Annotated in this window: 16 protein-coding genes; 6 read left to right on the top strand and 10 right to left on the bottom strand. The window is 68.5% G+C overall.

The genetic code is table 11. From position 1 onward, the window contains the following. Positions 1-53 precede the first annotated feature (53 nt). Positions 54-1883 carry an AMP-dependent synthetase/ligase gene (locus ACFVV5_RS13325; protein ID WP_387244663.1) on the top strand — a complete coding sequence of 610 codons (1830 nt, stop codon included), beginning with the start codon at positions 54-56 and terminating at the stop codon, positions 1881-1883. Between the two features lie 64 nt (positions 1884-1947). Here ACFVV5_RS13325 and ACFVV5_RS13320 read toward each other — a convergent pair whose 3' ends face one another. From ACFVV5_RS13320 to ACFVV5_RS13305, 4 genes are all read right to left on the bottom strand, one after another. Next, positions 1948-2793 (bottom strand): NAD-dependent epimerase/dehydratase family protein, encoded by an 846-nt coding sequence (locus tag ACFVV5_RS13320; RefSeq protein WP_387244660.1) that lies wholly within the window; start codon positions 2791-2793, stop codon positions 1948-1950. Between the two features lie 20 nt (positions 2794-2813). Further along, positions 2814-3305: a peptide deformylase gene (gene def / locus ACFVV5_RS13315; RefSeq protein ID WP_387244657.1), complete on the bottom strand. Its 492-nt coding sequence runs from the start codon at positions 3303-3305 to the stop codon at positions 2814-2816. 37 nt (positions 3306-3342) lie between these two features. Continuing rightward, entirely contained in the window at positions 3343-4695 is a 1353-nt protein-coding gene (locus tag ACFVV5_RS13310; RefSeq protein WP_387244654.1) for an AAA family ATPase, read from the bottom strand. A 73-nt stretch (positions 4696-4768) separates the two neighbouring features. Further along, positions 4769-8176 (bottom strand): pyruvate carboxylase, encoded by a 3408-nt coding sequence (locus ACFVV5_RS13305; protein ID WP_387244651.1) that lies wholly within the window; start codon positions 8174-8176, stop codon positions 4769-4771. A gap of 80 nt (positions 8177-8256) precedes the next feature. Here ACFVV5_RS13305 and ACFVV5_RS13300 point away from each other — a divergent pair, with 80 nt between their 5' ends. Beyond that, on the top strand, positions 8257-9063 hold the full coding sequence (locus tag ACFVV5_RS13300) for a ParA family protein (protein WP_387244648.1): 807 nt from the start codon (positions 8257-8259) through the stop codon (positions 9061-9063). A 267-nt stretch (positions 9064-9330) separates the two neighbouring features. Here ACFVV5_RS13300 and ACFVV5_RS13295 read toward each other — a convergent pair whose 3' ends face one another. The 4 genes from ACFVV5_RS13295 to ACFVV5_RS13280 form a co-directional block, all read right to left on the bottom strand. Next, on the bottom strand, positions 9331-9879 hold the full coding sequence (locus ACFVV5_RS13295) for a MerR family transcriptional regulator (protein ID WP_387244645.1): 549 nt from the start codon (positions 9877-9879) through the stop codon (positions 9331-9333). 130 nt (positions 9880-10009) lie between these two features. Then, positions 10010-10705 (bottom strand): MerR family transcriptional regulator, encoded by a 696-nt coding sequence (locus ACFVV5_RS13290; RefSeq protein ID WP_387244642.1) that lies wholly within the window; start codon positions 10703-10705, stop codon positions 10010-10012. Beyond that, positions 10705-11202, bottom strand: a complete 498-nt coding sequence (locus ACFVV5_RS13285) for an FHA domain-containing protein (RefSeq protein ID WP_387244639.1) — start codon at positions 11200-11202, stop codon at positions 10705-10707. Before ACFVV5_RS13285 ends, ACFVV5_RS13290 begins: the two co-directional genes overlap by 1 nt. A 1-nt stretch (position 11203) precedes the next feature. Beyond that, positions 11204-11839 (bottom strand): CDP-alcohol phosphatidyltransferase family protein, encoded by a 636-nt coding sequence (locus ACFVV5_RS13280; protein ID WP_387244636.1) that lies wholly within the window; start codon positions 11837-11839, stop codon positions 11204-11206. A 44-nt stretch (positions 11840-11883) separates the two neighbouring features. Between ACFVV5_RS13280 and ACFVV5_RS13275 the strand changes: the two genes are divergently transcribed. Beyond that, positions 11884-12714 carry a DUF1295 domain-containing protein gene (locus ACFVV5_RS13275; RefSeq protein WP_387244633.1) on the top strand — a complete coding sequence of 277 codons (831 nt, stop codon included), beginning with the start codon at positions 11884-11886 and terminating at the stop codon, positions 12712-12714. Between the two features lie 4 nt (positions 12715-12718). Here the strand turns inward: ACFVV5_RS13275 and ACFVV5_RS13270 are convergent, their stop codons facing one another. Further along, positions 12719-13231 (bottom strand): hypothetical protein, encoded by a 513-nt coding sequence (locus ACFVV5_RS13270; protein ID WP_387244630.1) that lies wholly within the window; start codon positions 13229-13231, stop codon positions 12719-12721. 114 nt (positions 13232-13345) lie between these two features. Here ACFVV5_RS13270 and ACFVV5_RS13265 point away from each other — a divergent pair, with 114 nt between their 5' ends. The 3 genes from ACFVV5_RS13265 to ACFVV5_RS13255 are packed head-to-tail and all read left to right on the top strand — an operon-like array spanning position 13346 to position 14969. After that, positions 13346-13750, top strand: a complete 405-nt coding sequence (locus ACFVV5_RS13265; protein ID WP_387244627.1) for a hypothetical protein — start codon at positions 13346-13348, stop codon at positions 13748-13750. Then, the gene (locus ACFVV5_RS13260; RefSeq protein WP_387244624.1) at positions 13720-14127 is read left to right on the top strand and encodes an RNA-binding S4 domain-containing protein; all 408 of its coding nucleotides are present in this window, start codon (positions 13720-13722) and stop codon (positions 14125-14127) included. Before ACFVV5_RS13265 ends, ACFVV5_RS13260 begins: the two co-directional genes overlap by 31 nt. Continuing rightward, a complete protein-coding gene (locus tag ACFVV5_RS13255) occupies positions 14124-14969 on the top strand; it encodes a DUF72 domain-containing protein (RefSeq protein WP_387244621.1) in 846 nt (281 codons plus the stop codon). Before ACFVV5_RS13260 ends, ACFVV5_RS13255 begins: the two co-directional genes overlap by 4 nt. Here the strand turns inward: ACFVV5_RS13255 and ACFVV5_RS13250 are convergent. Further along, on the bottom strand, positions 14966-15355 hold the full coding sequence (locus ACFVV5_RS13250; protein ID WP_387244618.1) for a VOC family protein: 390 nt from the start codon (positions 15353-15355) through the stop codon (positions 14966-14968). The genes ACFVV5_RS13255 and ACFVV5_RS13250 overlap by 4 nt on opposite strands. Positions 15356-15358: the final 3 nt, after the last annotated feature.

The raw sequence follows: 15358 nt of genomic DNA, 5'->3' as shown, positions 1-15358 counted from the left end.
GCCGAGGCCATTCCGGCCATTACCCGCCCGTCTTCGGTACCAAGGGAGTTACCGTGAAACAGTTCGACACCCCAGCACTCGTCCCGGCAGATCCGAATGCCAACGCCACCGACCTCCTGGTCGCCCGCGTGGCCGCGACACCGGATGCTCCGCTGTTCTCGCTTCCCGACGGGGACCGCTGGATCGACGTGAGCTGCGCCGAGTTCCTCCGCCAGGTCGTCGCCCTCTCAAAGGGCCTCGTCGCCAGCGGCATCCAGCCCGGCGACAAGATCGGCCTGATGTGCAAGACCCGCTACGAGTGGACCCTCATCGACTTCGCCACGTGGTTCGCCGGAGCCGTGCTCGTTCCGGTCTACGAGACCTCCTCCCCGCACCAGGTGCAGTGGAACATGAGCGATTCCGGCGCCATCGCGATCATCCTGGAGACGCCCGAGATGTTCGCGCGCTTCGACGAGGTGCACGCCGACCTGCCCGACGTCGGCCTGGTCTGGCAGCTCCACCTGGGCGATCTCGACAAGCTGGTCGCGGCGGGAGCCGAGGTCCCCGACGAAGAGATCGAGCGCCGTCGCAACCTCGCCACGGGCGACGACATCGGCACCCTGATCTACACCTCCGGCTCCACCGGACGGCCCAAGGGATGCGTCCTCACCCACTCGAACTTCGTCGAGCTCTCGCGCAACTCGGCCGAGGCGCTCAAGGAGGTCGTGATGCAGCCGGGCGGAGCATCCACTCTGCTCTTCATCACCACCGCCCACATCTTCGCGCGCTTCATCGCGGTGCTCAGCGTCCACGCCGGCGTGAAGGTCGGCCACCAGGCCGACACCAAGCAGCTGCTGTCGTCGCTGGCGAGCTTCAAGCCCACCTTCCTCCTCGCCGTGCCCCGCGTGTTCGAGAAGGTCTACAACTCCGCCGAGCAGAAGGCCGAGGCCGGAGGCAAGGGCAAGATCTTCCGCAAGGCGGCGGAGACCGCGGTCGAGCACTCCAAGGCTCTCGAGACGGGCCACGTTCCGTTCGGGCTCCGGGTGCGCTTCGCGCTCTTCGACCGCCTGGTCTACTCGAAGCTGCGTGCCGCGATGGGCGGCAACATCCGCTACGCCGTCTCGGGCTCCGCGCCGCTGGGCGCACATCTCGGTCACTTCTTCCACAGCCTCGGAATCAAGATCCTCGAGGGTTACGGCCTCACCGAGACCACCGCGCCGGCAACCGTCAACCTGGCGACCAAATTCAAGATCGGCACGGTCGGTCCGACACTCCCGGGCGTGTCCGTCCGGCTGGCCGACGACGGCGAGATCCAGGTCAAGGGAATCGACGTCTTCAAGGAGTACTGGAAGAACCCGGAGGCGACGGCCGCAGCGTTCGACGACGGCTGGTTCCGCACCGGCGACCTGGGCACGTTCGACGACGACGGCTTCCTCACCATCACCGGGCGAAAGAAGGAGATCATCGTCACGGCCGGTGGCAAGAACGTCGCCCCTGCCGCTCTGGAGGACCCGATCCGGGCCAACCCGCTGGTGAGCCAGGTGATCGTGGTCGGCGACCAGCGGCCCTTCATCGCCGCTCTCATCACCCTCGACACCGAGATGCTGCCCGCCTGGCTCGCACACCACGGAGAAGACAAAGACCTGACGCTCGCCGAGGCGTCGGTCAACCCGACGGTCAACGCCGAGATCCAGCGTGCGATCGACGTCGCGAACGACCATGTCTCGCGTGCCGAGTCGGTCCGCAAGTTCGTGGTGCTCGCCACCGACCTCACCGAGGCGAGCGGCCACCTGACGCCCAAGCTGAGCATCAAGCGCAACATCATCCTCGCGGACTTCGCCGACGTGATCGACGGCATCTACAGCGGCTCCCCTGCGACGCAGGGCATCTCGCTGTCGCACTGAACGCGCCGAGACGGAGAACGCGCCCGGAGCCGAGTCGGCTCCGGGCGCGCTCTCTGTCAGGCGTCTAGACCTCGTCGCGCCAGGAGTGCTCGGGCGCGTACCCGAGCACCCGGCGGGCCTTGTCGATCGACAACAGGGTGTGGTTCACGCCGAGCTCGCCCTTCAGCGGCACGCCGGGGAACACCTCGGCGACCAGCTCGGCGTTCGGCCGGGTCATCACGGTGTCGGCCGCCGCGATGATGAAACGGTCGAAGCCGGTCGTCTCCCACTCGAGGGCGCGCAGGATGGCCTGGGCGCCGTCGCGGGCGTCGATGTAGCCCCACAGGTTCCACTTGCGCTTGCGGGCGTCGTCGTCGTACGACGGGAACGCGGCGTAGTCCGCCGGCTCCATCACGTTCGAGAACCGCAGCGCGACGATCTTGAGCTGCGGGTCCCAGCGCACGAGCTCGATCGCCATCTGCTCCTCGAGGTGCTTGACGAGCGAATAGGTGCTCTCGGGTCGCGCCGGATAGTCCTCGTCGACCGGGATGTAGGGCGGCGGAACGTCGAACGGCAGGCCTAGCACCGTCTCGCTGGACGCGTACACGACGTTCCGGATGCCCGCCCGGCGCGCCGCCTGGAACACGTTGTACGTCACGCGGATGTTGTTGTGGAACGTCGCCACATCGCTGAGGATGCCCGGGGCCGGAATGGCCGCCAGGTGCACGATCGCATCGAAGCCGTCGTACTTGTCGTTCACCCCCAGGATCGCGTCGAGGGTCTGCCCGTAATCGGTGAGGTCGACCTTGACGAAGTCGGGTCCACGCTCCCCCGCCGAGTCCAGATTGATGACCTCGTTGCCCGCCGCGGCGAGTTCGCGCACCACAGTGCGCCCGAGCTTTCCTGATCCTCCAGTGACAGCGATTCGCATGCTGCCAGTCTAGTGAGGCGTCAGAACCAGTCGCTCTCGCGGACCTGCCGCATGGCCTCGCGGCGGCTCTCCTTGTCGAGACGGTCGAGGTAGAGGGTCCCGTCGAGATGGTCGGTCTCGTGCTGCAGCGCCTGGGCGAGCACTCCGGTTCCGGAGATCTCGATCTCATTGCCGTCGAGGTCGGTGCCTGTCACGCGCGCGAACGGGTAACGGGCCGTCTTGAACCACAGGCCGGGCACCGACAGGCACCCCTCGTCGATGAGTTCGGGCTCGCCGGAGACCTCGACGAGCACCGGGTTCAGGATGTAGCCGACCTCACCGTCGACGTTGTAGCTGAAGGCCCGCAGGTTGACGCCGATCTGCGGGGCCGCGACGCCGGCACGACCGGGCGGGAGCACGCTGTCGATCAGATCGTCGACCAGGCCGCGCACGCCGGCGTCGACCTCGGTGATCGGTGCAGAGACCGTCTTGAGCACGGGGTCGCCGAACAGGCGGATCTGGCGTTCGGTCACAGGGATCTCCTTGAGAGGTGCGAGCGGGAGGCGCGGCTCAGCCGCGGTTGGTCGGCAGGCCCTCGACCACCAGTGCGGCGAGCGTGCGCGCGGACTGCTTGGTGAGCGGCTTGAGGTCTTTGTACGAGACGACCGACCCGGCGGCGAGCTGCGGGTCGTACGGAATGCGCACGACCTCGCGCACCCGCGACCGGAAATGCGACTCGATCTCGTCGAGCTTCACCAGGTTGGTGCCCTGGGTTGCCGTGTTGAGCGCCACGATGGCGTTGCGCACCAGCTCGCCGTAGCCGTTCGCCTCGAGCCAGGTGAGGGTCTCCGACGCCAGGCGCGCCTCGTCGACGCTGCCACCGGAGACGATCACGACGGAGTCGGCGCGCTGCAGCGTCGCCCGCATCACCGAGTGCACGATGCCTGTGCCGCAGTCGGTGAGCACGATCGAGTAGAAACGGGCCGTGAGGTCGGCGACGACGTTGTAGTCGTTCTCGTCGAATGCCTCGGACAGCAGCGGGTCGGTGTCGGAGGCTAGGATGTCGAGCCTCGTCTCGTCGCGCGACACAAGAGCCGAGAAGTCGGTGAAGCCGTTGATGCTCGGGGCCTTCTGCACCACATCCCGAACCGTCGCCCTGGTCTGCTTGGTGACGCGCTCGGCGAGGGTGCCGCGATCAGGATTGGCGTCGATCGCCACGATGCGGTCTTCCCGCGCGTCGGCCAGCGCCATGCCGAGCAGCGTGGTCACGGTGGTCTTGCCGACGCCGCCCTTGCGGGTGAGCACCGGCACGAAGCGCGTTCCGCCTTCGAACTGCTTCTGGATGCGGTGGTCGAGCTCCTTGCGCGCGCGCACCGTGGCCGAATCGCCCAGGTTGACCGTATGGAAGGTGATCGCATAGACGAACCGGTGCCAGCCGCCCTCGGGGCCGGGCCGCGTCTTGCGGTTGACCTCGAGCAGACGGTCGGCGGTGAGCATGGCCGCCGGCTCCGGCTGCTGCGAGTGCTCGCCGCGCAGGCGGTCCCGCCGGGACTGGCTGAAGGGGTCCGAGCCGGGCAGCGGCGGGATCTCGCGCGGCTGGTCGTCGTGGGTCGGCGTCGGTCCCGTGGCGAGTCGCGAGGCGACGATGGCAACGGACATGGTGGTCGGCTCCGTCGGCGAGGCGACGAAACCGGGGTTCACCGGCACGTCGTCGATCGCGACAGCCACTTCGTCTTCCGGCGCTTCTGGCGCAGGCGCCGGCGGCAGGTCGACGACGATGCTGAGGCTCTCGGGAAGCGAGATCGCCAGGTCGTCCGTCGTCGCGGGCTCGCGCGAGGCGACGTCGCCCGACGAGGATTCGCTCGATGCGAGTTCGTCAGAGGCGAGTTCGCCCGTTCGGCCCTTATCCGGCTTGTCTGCCACGGATACCGTCTCCTTCTGTCACTGGTGAGAGCGACTGGGACAGTTTAGCGGTCTGCGACCCCCACCCATCGGCTCAGCCGGCGGGTGCGACCACCACGAGGAGGTCGCCGGCGTCCACCTGCTGGGTCTTCGGGATCGCCAGACGCTCGATCGTGCCCGGGACGGGGGCGGTGATGGCCGCCTCCATCTTCATCGCCTCGATCGACGCGACGGTCTGCCCGGCGGCGACCTGGTCGCCGATCCCGACCTGCAGCGTGACGACTCCGGAGAACGGCGCAGCCACGTGGCCGGGCTTGCCCGAGTCGGCCTTCTCGGCCGCCTTGGTCTCCACCACGATGCCGCGGTCGCGCACGAACACCGGCCGGAGCTGGCCGTTGAGCGTCGTCATGACCGTGCGCATGCCTTTGTCGTCGGCCTCGCCGATCGCCTCGAGGCCGATGTAGAGGCGAACGCCCTTGCCGATCTCGATGACATGCTCGGTGCCCTGCTTGAGGCCGTAGAGGTAGTCCATGGAATCGACGACGGAGAGGTCGCCGAACAGCTCGCGGATCTGCTCGAAGATGCGGGTCGGCGCCGGGAACAGCAGGCGGTTCAGCGTCGAGCGTCGCTCGGCGCTGGAGCCGTCGAGGGCCGCCGCGTCGTCGGGCGAGAGGTCTTCGACGCCGATCTTGACCGTCTTGCCAGCGAGCACCTTGCTGCGGAACGGCTCCGGCCATCCTCCCGGAAGCTCACCGAGCTCGCCCGCCATGAAGCCGACGACCGAGTCGGGGATGTCGTAGTTCTGCGGGTTCTCGGCGAAGTCGGCCGGGTCGGCGTGCACCGCCGCGAGATGCAGGGCGAGGTCTCCGACGACCTTGGACGACGGGGTCACTTTGGGAATGCGGCCGAGGATCTGGTTGGCGGCGGCGTACATGTCCTCGACGAGCTCGAAGTCCTCCGCCAGGCCGAGGGCCTTCGCCTGCTGGCGCAGGTTCGAGAGCTGGCCGCCGGGGATCTCGTGCTTGTAGACGCGACCGGTGGGGCCGGGCAGCCCGGACTCGAAGGGCCGGTAGACCTGGCGGACCGCTTCCCAGTACGGCTCGAGCGCGTTGACAGCCGAGAGGGAGATCCCGGTGTCGCGCTCCGTGTGCGCGAGAGCGGCGACGAGGGCGGAGGCGGACGGCTGGCTGGTCGTTCCGGCCATGGGCGCGCTCGCCACGTCGACCGCGTCGGCGCCGGCCCGGCTCGCCGCGAGCAGCGTGGCCAGCTGGCCACCGGGGGTGTCGTGGGTGTGCACGTGGACCGGGAGGTCGAATCGCTCGCGGAACGCGGCGACGAGCTTCTCGGCGGCGGTCGGGCGCAGGAGGCCCGCCATGTCCTTGATGGCGAGGATGTGCGCGCCGGACTCCACGATCTGCTCGGCCAGCCTCAGGTAGTAGTCGAGCGTGTACAGGTCTTCGGCCGGGTCGAGCAGGTCGCCCGTGTAGCAGACGGCCACTTCGGCGACGGCGGTGCCGGTGGCGAGCACCGACTCGATGGCGGGGCGCATCTGCGAGACGTCGTTGAGGGCGTCGAAGATGCGGAAGATGTCCACGCCCGTGGCGGCGGCCTCGCGCACGAACGCGTCGGTCACCCTCGTCGGGTACGGCGTGTACCCGACCGTGTTGCGGCCGCGCAGCAGCATCTGGATGTTGATGTTGGGCAGGGCCTCGCGCAGCGCTGCGAGGCGGTCCCACGGGTCTTCGCCGAGGAATCGGAGGGCGACGTCGTAGGTCGCACCGCCCCACGCCTCGACGGACAGGAGCTCCGGGGTCATGCGGGCGACGTACGGGGCGACGGCCAGCAGGTCGCGGGTGCGGACGCGGGTGGCGAGCAGCGACTGGTGGGCATCCCGGAATGTCGTCTCGGTCACCGCCAGGGCCGTCTGCTTGCGCAGCGCCTCGGCGAAGCCGGCCGGGCCGAGCTCGAGGAGCCTCTGGCGCGAACCGGACGGCGCCGGCGCGGACAGGTCGATTTTCGGAAGCTTGTCGGCCGGGGCGTGCGTCTGAGGACGCTCGCCGTTCGGCAGGTTGACGGTGACGTCGGCGAGCCAGTTGAGAACCTTGGTGCCGCGGTCCTTGGAGGCGCGGCCCTTGAAGAGACCCGGGCGCTCCTCGATGAACGAGGTGCTGACGTTGCCGGCGATGAAGTCCGGGTCGTCGAGCACGGCCTGCAGGAACGGGATGTTCGTGGCGACGCCGCGGATGCGGAACTCGGCGAGGGCACGGCGCGCGCGGCTGACGGCCGCCGGGAAGTCGCGGCCCCGACAGGTCAGCTTGGCGAGCATCGAGTCGAAGTGCGGGCTGATCTGCGCGCCGGGATTGATGGTTCCGCCGTCGAGGCGGATGCCACCTCCGCCGGGCGAGCGGTAGGTGGTGATCTTGCCCGTGTCGGGACGGAATCCGGCCGTCGGGTCCTCCGTGGTGATGCGGCACTGGAGCGCCGCTCCGCGGACATGCACGGTGTCCTGGCTGAGGCCGAGCTCGGCGAGCGTCTCGCCCGCCGCGATGCGCATCTGCGACTGCACCAGGTCGACGTCGGTGATCTCCTCGGTGACCGTGTGCTCCACCTGGATGCGCGGGTTCATCTCGATGAACACGTGCTGACCGGCGCGCTCCCCCGCGGTGTCGAGCAGGAACTCGACCGTTCCGGCGTTCTCGTAGCCGATCGACTTCGCGAACGCGACCGCGTCGCGGTAGAGGGCCTGACGGGTGTCTTCGTCGAGGTTGGGCGCCGGCGCGATCTCGATGACCTTCTGGTGCCGACGCTGCACCGAGCAGTCGCGCTCGAAGAGGTGCATCGTCTCACCGGTGGCGTCGGCGAGGATCTGCACCTCGATGTGCCGCGGTCGCAGCACGGCCTGCTCGAGGAACATCGTGGGGTCGCCGAACGCGCTGTCGGCTTCGCGCATGGCCTCCTCGAGGGCTCCGCGCAGCTCGGCCTTGGTGTTCACCCGGCGCATTCCGCGACCGCCGCCGCCGGCGACGGCCTTGGCGAAGATCGGGAAGCCGACCTCGTCGGCCTGCTCGATGAGGAAGTCGATGTCTTTCGACGGTGGCGTCGACTTGAGCACGGGGACGCCGGCGGCGATCGCGTGCTCCTTGGCCGTGACCTTGTTGCCGGCCATCTCGAGCACACGAGGCGGGGGCCCGATGAAGGTGATGCCGGCCTCGCGGGCGGCCTCGGCGAGCTCCGGATTCTCGGAGAGGAAGCCGTAGCCGGGGTAGATCGCGTCGGCGCCGGCCTCCCGGGCGACCCGGATGATCTCCTTGACGTCGAGGTACGCGCGCACCGGATGCCCGGGCTCGCCGATCTGGTACGCCTCGTCCGCCTTCAGCCGGTGCATCGAGTTGCGATCCTCGTACGGGAACACGGCTACTGTCTGGGCGCCCAGCTCATAGGCGGCCCGGAAGGCACGAATGGCGATTTCACCGCGATTGGCAACGAGGATCTTACGGAACATTGGGACCTTTCGAGCAGGGGGCCAGGCCACACAGCAAACGGTTAGGTTCTCTAAGACTAGTGAAGGTAACGTAGTTGCTTGTGCACGTACTCAGCGTTAGTTCCCTCAAAGGTGGTGTCGGTAAGACCACGGTGACGCTGGGGCTGGCTTCCGCGGCTTTCGCCAAGGGCCTCCGCACTCTCGTGGTCGATCTCGACCCTCAGTCCGACGTCTCGACGGGCATGGACATCCAGGTCGCCGGTCACCTGAACGTGGCCGACGTCCTCGCCTCGCCCAAGGAGAAGATCGTCCGGGCGGCGATCGCCCCCAGCGGCTGGACGAAGGGCCGCACGGGCAAGATCGACGTGATGATCGGCAGCCCGTCGGCGATCAACTTCGACGGCCCGCACCCGAGCATCCGCGACATCTGGAAGCTCGAGGAGGCGCTGGCCAACGTCGAGCACGACTACGAGCTGGTGCTCATCGACTGTGCTCCGTCGCTCAACGCGCTGACCCGCACGGCCTGGGCCGCGAGCGACCGCGTCGCCGTCGTCACGGAGCCCGGGCTCTTCTCCGTGGCCGCCGCCGACCGTGCGCTGCGAGCGATCGAGGAGATCCGCCGTGGTCTGTCGCCCCGGTTGCAGCCCCTCGGCATCATCGTCAACCGCGCGCGTGTGCAGTCGCTGGAGCACCAGTTCCGCATCAAGGAGCTGCGCGACATGTTCGGGCCCCTCGTGCTGAGCCCGCAGTTGCCCGAGCGCACCTCGCTGCAGCAGGCGCAGGGCGCCGCCAAGCCGCTCCACATGTGGCCGGGTGAGAGCGCTCAGGAGATGGCGCACAACTTCGACATGCTGCTGGAGCGCGTCCTGCGCACGGCCCGCATCGGCGAGTACGCCACCGCGCAGTAGCCGCTCGGCCCTCCGCCCCGAGCACTCGCGCCTGCGCGTGCCTGCGCATCAGCGCGCCGGTCCATCCGCGAGCGACCGGCATCCTGAATTCAGGAGTTCTCGGCGGCGGGTGGCCGCTCAGTCCTGAGTAACGGACGTGGCGGCCGGCGGCGGGCCCATACTCCTGAGAACAGGAGCGTCTACCGCGGATGGGAAGGCCCAACGGCGGGCACGGAGCAACTGCGACGAATCGACCGTGAGATTGCGCTCAGGAAGCGCGGAGAGCGCTCAGGAAGCGCGGACGGCGCGACGAGCGGCGAGCTCGTCCATCGGGTCGACCGTCTGGGTGTCGAGCTCGACGAGGCTGGTCTCGACCTCGCGGAGCACTTTGCCGACCGCGATGCCGAACACGCCCTGACCGCGGCTGACCAGGTCGATGACCTCGTCGTTGGAGGTGCAGAGGTAGACGCTGGCGCCGTCGCTCATCAGCGTGGTCTGGGCCAGGTCGTTGACGCCCGCCTCACGCAGCTGGTTGACCGCGGTGCGGATCTGCTGCAGCGAGATGCCGGTGTCGAGCAGGCGCTTGACGAGCTTGAGGACCAGGATGTCGCGGAAACCGTACAGTCGCTGCGAACCGGAACCGGCTGCGCCGCGGACCGTGGGCTCGACGAGCCCCGTGCGGGCCCAGTAGTCGAGCTGGCGGTAGCTGATGCCGGCCGCGCGAGCCGCGATGGCCCCGCGGTAACCGCTCGCATCGTCCATCTCGGGCAGGCCGTCTGTGAACAGCAGGCCCAGATCGTATCGGGGCGTGTCGTTGTCACGACTCAGTTCACTCATGCGTTTGCCTCTCGCCCCGATAGTGAATAGCGCTCGTACAACGGCGCTTCAACAACGGTACCCATGCCGGAGGTCGCGAGCAACGACATTCGCAGTTTCGCCGCCGGCGTGTCGAAAGCGTTACGGCCGTTCACGGCTGGAGTCGAGACAGCGCCGACCGGATGATGCTGCCGCGCACGACGTCGAGTTGTCCGGCGATCTCGCGGGCGAGTTCGACGGTCTGGGCCCGGCTCGAGACCTCGTTGCGACGTGCGATCGGCACGAGGGCGGTCTCGATCAGGCCGATCTCGCGTTCGGCGGCGGCCCGGAAGCCGCGCAGGTGGCGCGGCTCGATTCCGTGGTTGCCCAGTTCGACGAGTGCTTTGAGCACGGTGAGTGACTCTTCGCCGTACACCTCGGCCGGCGTGAGCACCGACGCCGCAACGGCGTCGTGCAGCAGCTCGGCGCTGGCCCCCGCCTCGCGCAGGAGCTCAGCGCGCTTGAAGCGGCGCCCGCTCGGCAGCATCGATGGCCCTGCGGCGGTCGCGCCGGGGACCTGAGGGTTGAGCCCGGCGTCGAGATCGGCGAGGTAGGCCTTGATGACTTTGAGCGGCAGATAGTGGTCGCGCTGCATGCCGAGGACGACGCGCAGACGCTCGAGGTCGCCGGACGAGAACTTGCGATAACCGGATGCGGTGCGCGACGGCGAGATGAGGCCGCGCTCTTCGAGAAAGCGCAGCTTCGACGACGAGAGGTCGGGGAACTCCGGCGTCAGCCGGGCGAGCACTTGTCCGATGCTCAGCAGGGCAGGCGAGGCCGACCGGACTCTCGCCGCTTGCCGGGCCACTAGCTCTGCGCCGGAGCGGCGAGGTCGTAACGGGACGCGTAGAAGGTGAGGCGGAACTTGCCGATCTGCACCTCGGCGGAATCGGAGAGCAGCGCGCTCTCGATGCGGACTCCGTCGTAGTAGGTGCCGTTGAGCGACCCGAGGTCGCGCACTTCGAACGCCGTTCCGCGCCGGGTGAACTCGGCATGCCGCCGCGACACCGTGACGTCGTCGAGGAAGATGTCGGCGTTCGGGTGCCGGCCGGCGCTGGTCACATCGGCGTCGAGCAGGAAACGTGCCCCTGTATTGGGGCCACGCCGGACGATGAGGAGTGCCGAACCGGAGGGCAGAGCCGCGATGGCCTCCTGCTCTTCGGCCGAGATCTCTCCGTCGACCGGGTACATCTTCGAGACGAACTCCTCGCCGAAGCGAGCGGTCGTGTCTTCGTTCCCCGCGGCTGAATTACGCAGGGGGTTGTTCTCGGCGTCGTCATCGGCCGGCCCATTGGGAAATGTCATGTCAGGCACCGTCAACCTCCTCTTCATCCAGCGTATCTGATCGGCCGGGTCCGTCGTCGCCCTCAAGACGGATTACGCGGGCCGTCTCACCTATATACACGAAACCTGCCCACCAGTAGAGGAAAGCGCCCCACAATGCGAACGCCCATCCGAGCGGGAGCGAGATCGGCGCCAGCGCGTCGAAGGCCTCGCCGAGCATCAGGAGCGGGAGCGCGCAGAACAGGCAGAAGGTGGCGACCTTGCCGAGATGGTGCACGGGAAGGGGGCCGAAGCCGTGGTTGGCGAGGATGACGCCGAGGATGGCGAGCATCACATCCCGCGCCACGATCACCGCCACGAGCCACCACGGGATGACCTCGCGCCAGGCCAGACCGATGAGCGCCGCGAAGATGTAGAGCCTGTCGGCGGCCGGGTCGAGCAGCTGGCCGAGCCGGGAGATCTGGTCGAGCCTGCGGGCGAGATACCCGTCGAGGAAGTCGGTGATGCTGGAGACGACGAGCACCAGCAGGGCGAGCGCGTCCTCCCCGATGATGACGAACACCAGGAACACCGGCACGAGTGCGAGCCGGAAGAAGCTGAGGATGTTCGGGATCGTCAGGACCCGCGAACTGACCTCGCGCCCGCCGATTCCATCCACGGGAAACGAGTCTAGTGACCCGGCCCGATGCCTAGGATGAGCACGTGGAGCCTTTCATCGTCTGTCTCTGGATCCTCGCGGGGGTCTGCGTCGTCACCTGGGTGCTGTCCATGATCACCGGGGAGCACTCCTGGGTCGACCGCATCTGGTCGGTCATCCCGGTCGTCTACGTGTGGGTCTTCGCCGGGTCCGCGGGGCTGCAGGACGCGCGGCTGGATCTGATGGCGGCGCTGGTGACGCTGTGGGGCATCCGGCTGACCTTCAACTTCGCGCGCAAGGGCGGCTACGCGCCGGGCGGAGAGGACTACCGGTGGTCGGTGCTGCGCACCCGGATGCCCGCCTGGCGGTTCGCGTTGTTCAACCTGTTCTTCATCGTGATCTACCAGAACGTGCTGCTGCTCCTCATCACCCTTCCGGCCTGGACCGCGTTCCAGCGCCGGACGCCCCTGAACGGGCTCGACCTCCTCTGCGCCGTCGTCTTCCTGGCGTTCCTGGTCGGCGAGACCGTCGCCGACCAGCAGCAGTGGACGTTCCAGCAGTGGAAGAAGGCGGAGAGGGCCGCCGGTCGGCAGCCGCAGCCCCGGTTTTTGCAGAGCGGTCTGTTCCGGTTCTCGCGGCACCCCAACTTCTTCTTCGAGCAGGCGCAGTGGTGGATGGTGTTCTTCTTCGGCGCCGTGGCCGCCGGCTCCGTGCTGCAGTGGACCGTGATCGGCCCGGTGCTGCTCACCGGCCTGTTCATCGGGTCGACGGTGTTCACCGAGAGCATCACGCTCTCGCGCTACCCGGAGTACGCGGGCTATCAGCGCCGCACGTCGCCGATCGTGCCGTGGTTCCCCCGTCGCGGCGGGCACGACGCGCTCCCGGCGTCCCAGTAAGAGGTCAGGATGCGGCGGCCGCGCGCCTCGCCGGCCGCGGGAACGCAGCACGCATGTGGTCGGAGTCGAGGTAGTCGGCCACGCCGATCAGGATGAGGCTGAACAGGATCTGCTCGGTGACCATCCAGAGCGGGTAGAGGCCCGGGATCGCGGCGATCACGAGCGTGACGACCGGGAACACCTTCGAGAACAGGCGCAGGCGCGAATACGCCCAGTAGTACCCCTTCTGGGCGCGCCAGGCGAAATAGAAGAGGGTCGCGGTCATGGCCAGGACGACGGCGCAGCGCATCCACACGGCCCAGTGCACGTCGGCGCCGCCGGCCTGCAGGACGACGGCGACCACGAGGGCGGCGACCCCCAGCACGAACTCGGCGACCAGCAGCCAGGTGATCACGACGAACGCGCGCCGGGTGCGGGGATCGTCGCGGGCCTCCGGCGGGATCGTGTAGTCGGCGTGCCGTCCGCCGGCGACCCGATCGAGCATCCGGAGCCCGGACGCGACGAGAGATGACTCCATCCCCTTACGGTAACCCGGCCGACGCGCGTCTTCTTCCACCTTTCGGACGACGGGAGCGCGTACCGTTGGAGGATGTCGTGCATCCGGTTCAACACCCCCGCCCAGCGTCAGGCGATGAGGGAGCACCGCCCGGCGATGCTCACCGCGGAGGAGGCGGCCGCACTGCACCCGTCGCCGCCGGTGACCGAGAGCAAGCTCCAGCGACTGCGTCTGCTCGCCGAACACGAGAACCCCAAGATCCGCGAGAGTGTGGCCAGCAGCTACAACACCCCCGACGACCTCTTCATGAAGCTGGCGAACGACCCCGATGCCGGCGTGCGCGGCTGCGTGGCCAAGAACGAGGCGACGCCGTGCGACATCCTCCGGATGCTCGCCGACGACCGCTCCGAGACGGTGCGCGGCTGGGTGGCGGTCAACTACTTCGTGCCGGCCGACGTGATGGAGAAGCTCGTCGGTGACGCGAGCAGGACCGTCCGCAGCCTGGTGAAGTGGAAGTCGCAGCTGGTCGAAGCGGTCTGATCGTGGCCGAGCCGGCGACCGTGCGGGTCGACTCCTGGTCGTGGGCCGTCCGCCTCTACAAGACGCGATCGGCCGCCGCCGTTGCGTGCAAAGCCGGGCACATCCGCGTGAACGGCGAGAAGGCGAAGCCCGCGCAGGCGGTGCGGATCGGTGACGAAGTGCGGGCGCGCGTCGGCGAGACCGAGCGCATTCTGATCGCCAAGCGGCTGATCGTGAAGCGGGTCGGCGCGACGGTCGCCGCCGAGTGCTTCGACGACCTCACCCCTCCCCCGCCGCCCAAGGCCGAGGCTCCGTCTGCGATCGTCCGCGAGCGGGGCGCGGGGCGCCCGACCAAGCGCGATCGGCGCATCATGGACCAGCTGCGGGGACGCGGATGACGCGTGCGCGCATCGGCATCTCCGGATGGACGTATGCGCCGTGGCGCGGGACGTTCTACCCGAAGGGGCTCCCGCACCGCAAGGAGCTTCCCTACGCAGCCGACCGGCTCGACTCGATCGAGATCAACGGCTCGTTCTACGCGCTGCAGCGTCCGACGAGCTACCGGCGCTGGGCGGAGGAGACCCCCGACGACTTCGTCTTCGCCGTGAAAGGGGGCCGCTACATCACGCACATCCTCCGGCTGCGCGACTGTCGTGAGGCCCTGGCCAACTTCTTCGCGTCCGGGGTCCTCACACTCGGCCCGAAGCTCGGCCCCCTGCTGTGGCAACTGCCGCCGACGCTGCAGTACGACGAGGAGTCCGTCCGCGCCTTCCTGCGGCTGCTGCCGCGCAGTACGGCGGACGCGGCGGCACTGGCGAGGGACACGACCCTGGACTCCGACCGGACCGACACGGCCGGCGGGCAGGATCGCCCGCTACGGCACGCCGTCGAGGTCCGCCACGCGAGCTTCGACGTCCCGTCGTTCGCCGACCTCGCCCGATCGGAGGGCGTGGCGATCGTGGTGGCCGACACGGCGGGACGCTATCCGGTCATCCGGGAGCGGACCGCGGACTTCGTGTACGTGCGGCTGCACGGCGACGAGGAGCTCTACACCAGCGGATACACCGCCGAGGCGCTCGAACGCTGGGCGACGGAGCTGCGCGGACGGCTCGCCGACGGGCTCGACGTCTACGCCTACTTCGACAACGACGTGAAGGTGCGGTCGCCGTACGACGCGATGGCCCTGCGCGAGCTGCTCACGGCATCCGGGAGCCCGAGCGGCGACCCGCTCGCCGGCTAGTTCTGCAGCACCGACAGCACGTTGCCGGCCGGGTCGCGGAACCAGGCGATGTCAGGCCCCTGGCCGGCCGCCTTGCCGCGCGCGATGCCCTTCGCGTCGGAAGGGAAGTCGGGGCTGTCGTAGATGCGCGTGTCGACTCCTCGGGCGTTCAGATCGTCGACCGCGGCGTCGATGTCGTCGACGACCAGATTCAGGATCGTGAAGGTCGCCGGCTCGTGATCCGGCTTGGGGTAGATGAACACGTGACTACCGGTCGGGAGGACCAGGTCGAGGTTGCCCATCGCGCCGTCGCTGACCTGCAGTCCGAGAGTGTCACCGTAGAACGCCTTGGCGTCGGGGATGTCGTTGACGCTGAAACCGCTGAAAACATCGAGTGGTGTGAACATGAC

Origin of the sequence: Leifsonia sp. NPDC058248, assembly GCF_042881905.1 — a bacterium.
Taxonomy (GTDB): domain Bacteria; phylum Actinomycetota; class Actinomycetes; order Actinomycetales; family Microbacteriaceae; genus Leifsonia.
Note: the sequence above shows the minus strand (reverse complement) of the source record. Positions and strands in the feature narration are given on the sequence as shown.

Excerpts from the sequence above, each read along its gene's own strand:
- ACFVV5_RS13320 (WP_387244660.1), bottom strand. The coding sequence starts at position 2,793 with ATGCGAATCGCTGTCACTGGAGGATCAGGAAAGCTCGGGCGCACTGTG.
- ACFVV5_RS13305 (WP_387244651.1), bottom strand. The coding sequence starts at position 8,176 with ATGTTCCGTAAGATCCTCGTTGCCAATCGCGGTGAAATCGCCATTCGT.
- ACFVV5_RS13295 (WP_387244645.1), bottom strand. The coding sequence starts at position 9,879 with ATGAGTGAACTGAGTCGTGACAACGACACGCCCCGATACGATCTGGGC.
- ACFVV5_RS13285 (WP_387244639.1), bottom strand. The coding sequence starts at position 11,202 with ATGACATTTCCCAATGGGCCGGCCGATGACGACGCCGAGAACAACCCC.
- ACFVV5_RS13270 (WP_387244630.1), bottom strand. The coding sequence starts at position 13,231 with ATGGAGTCATCTCTCGTCGCGTCCGGGCTCCGGATGCTCGATCGGGTC.
- ACFVV5_RS13265 (WP_387244627.1), top strand. The coding sequence starts at position 13,346 with ATGAGGGAGCACCGCCCGGCGATGCTCACCGCGGAGGAGGCGGCCGCA.
- ACFVV5_RS13255 (WP_387244621.1), top strand. The coding sequence starts at position 14,124 with ATGACGCGTGCGCGCATCGGCATCTCCGGATGGACGTATGCGCCGTGG.
- ACFVV5_RS13250 (WP_387244618.1), bottom strand. The coding sequence starts at position 15,355 with ATGTTCACACCACTCGATGTTTTCAGCGGTTTCAGCGTCAACGACATC.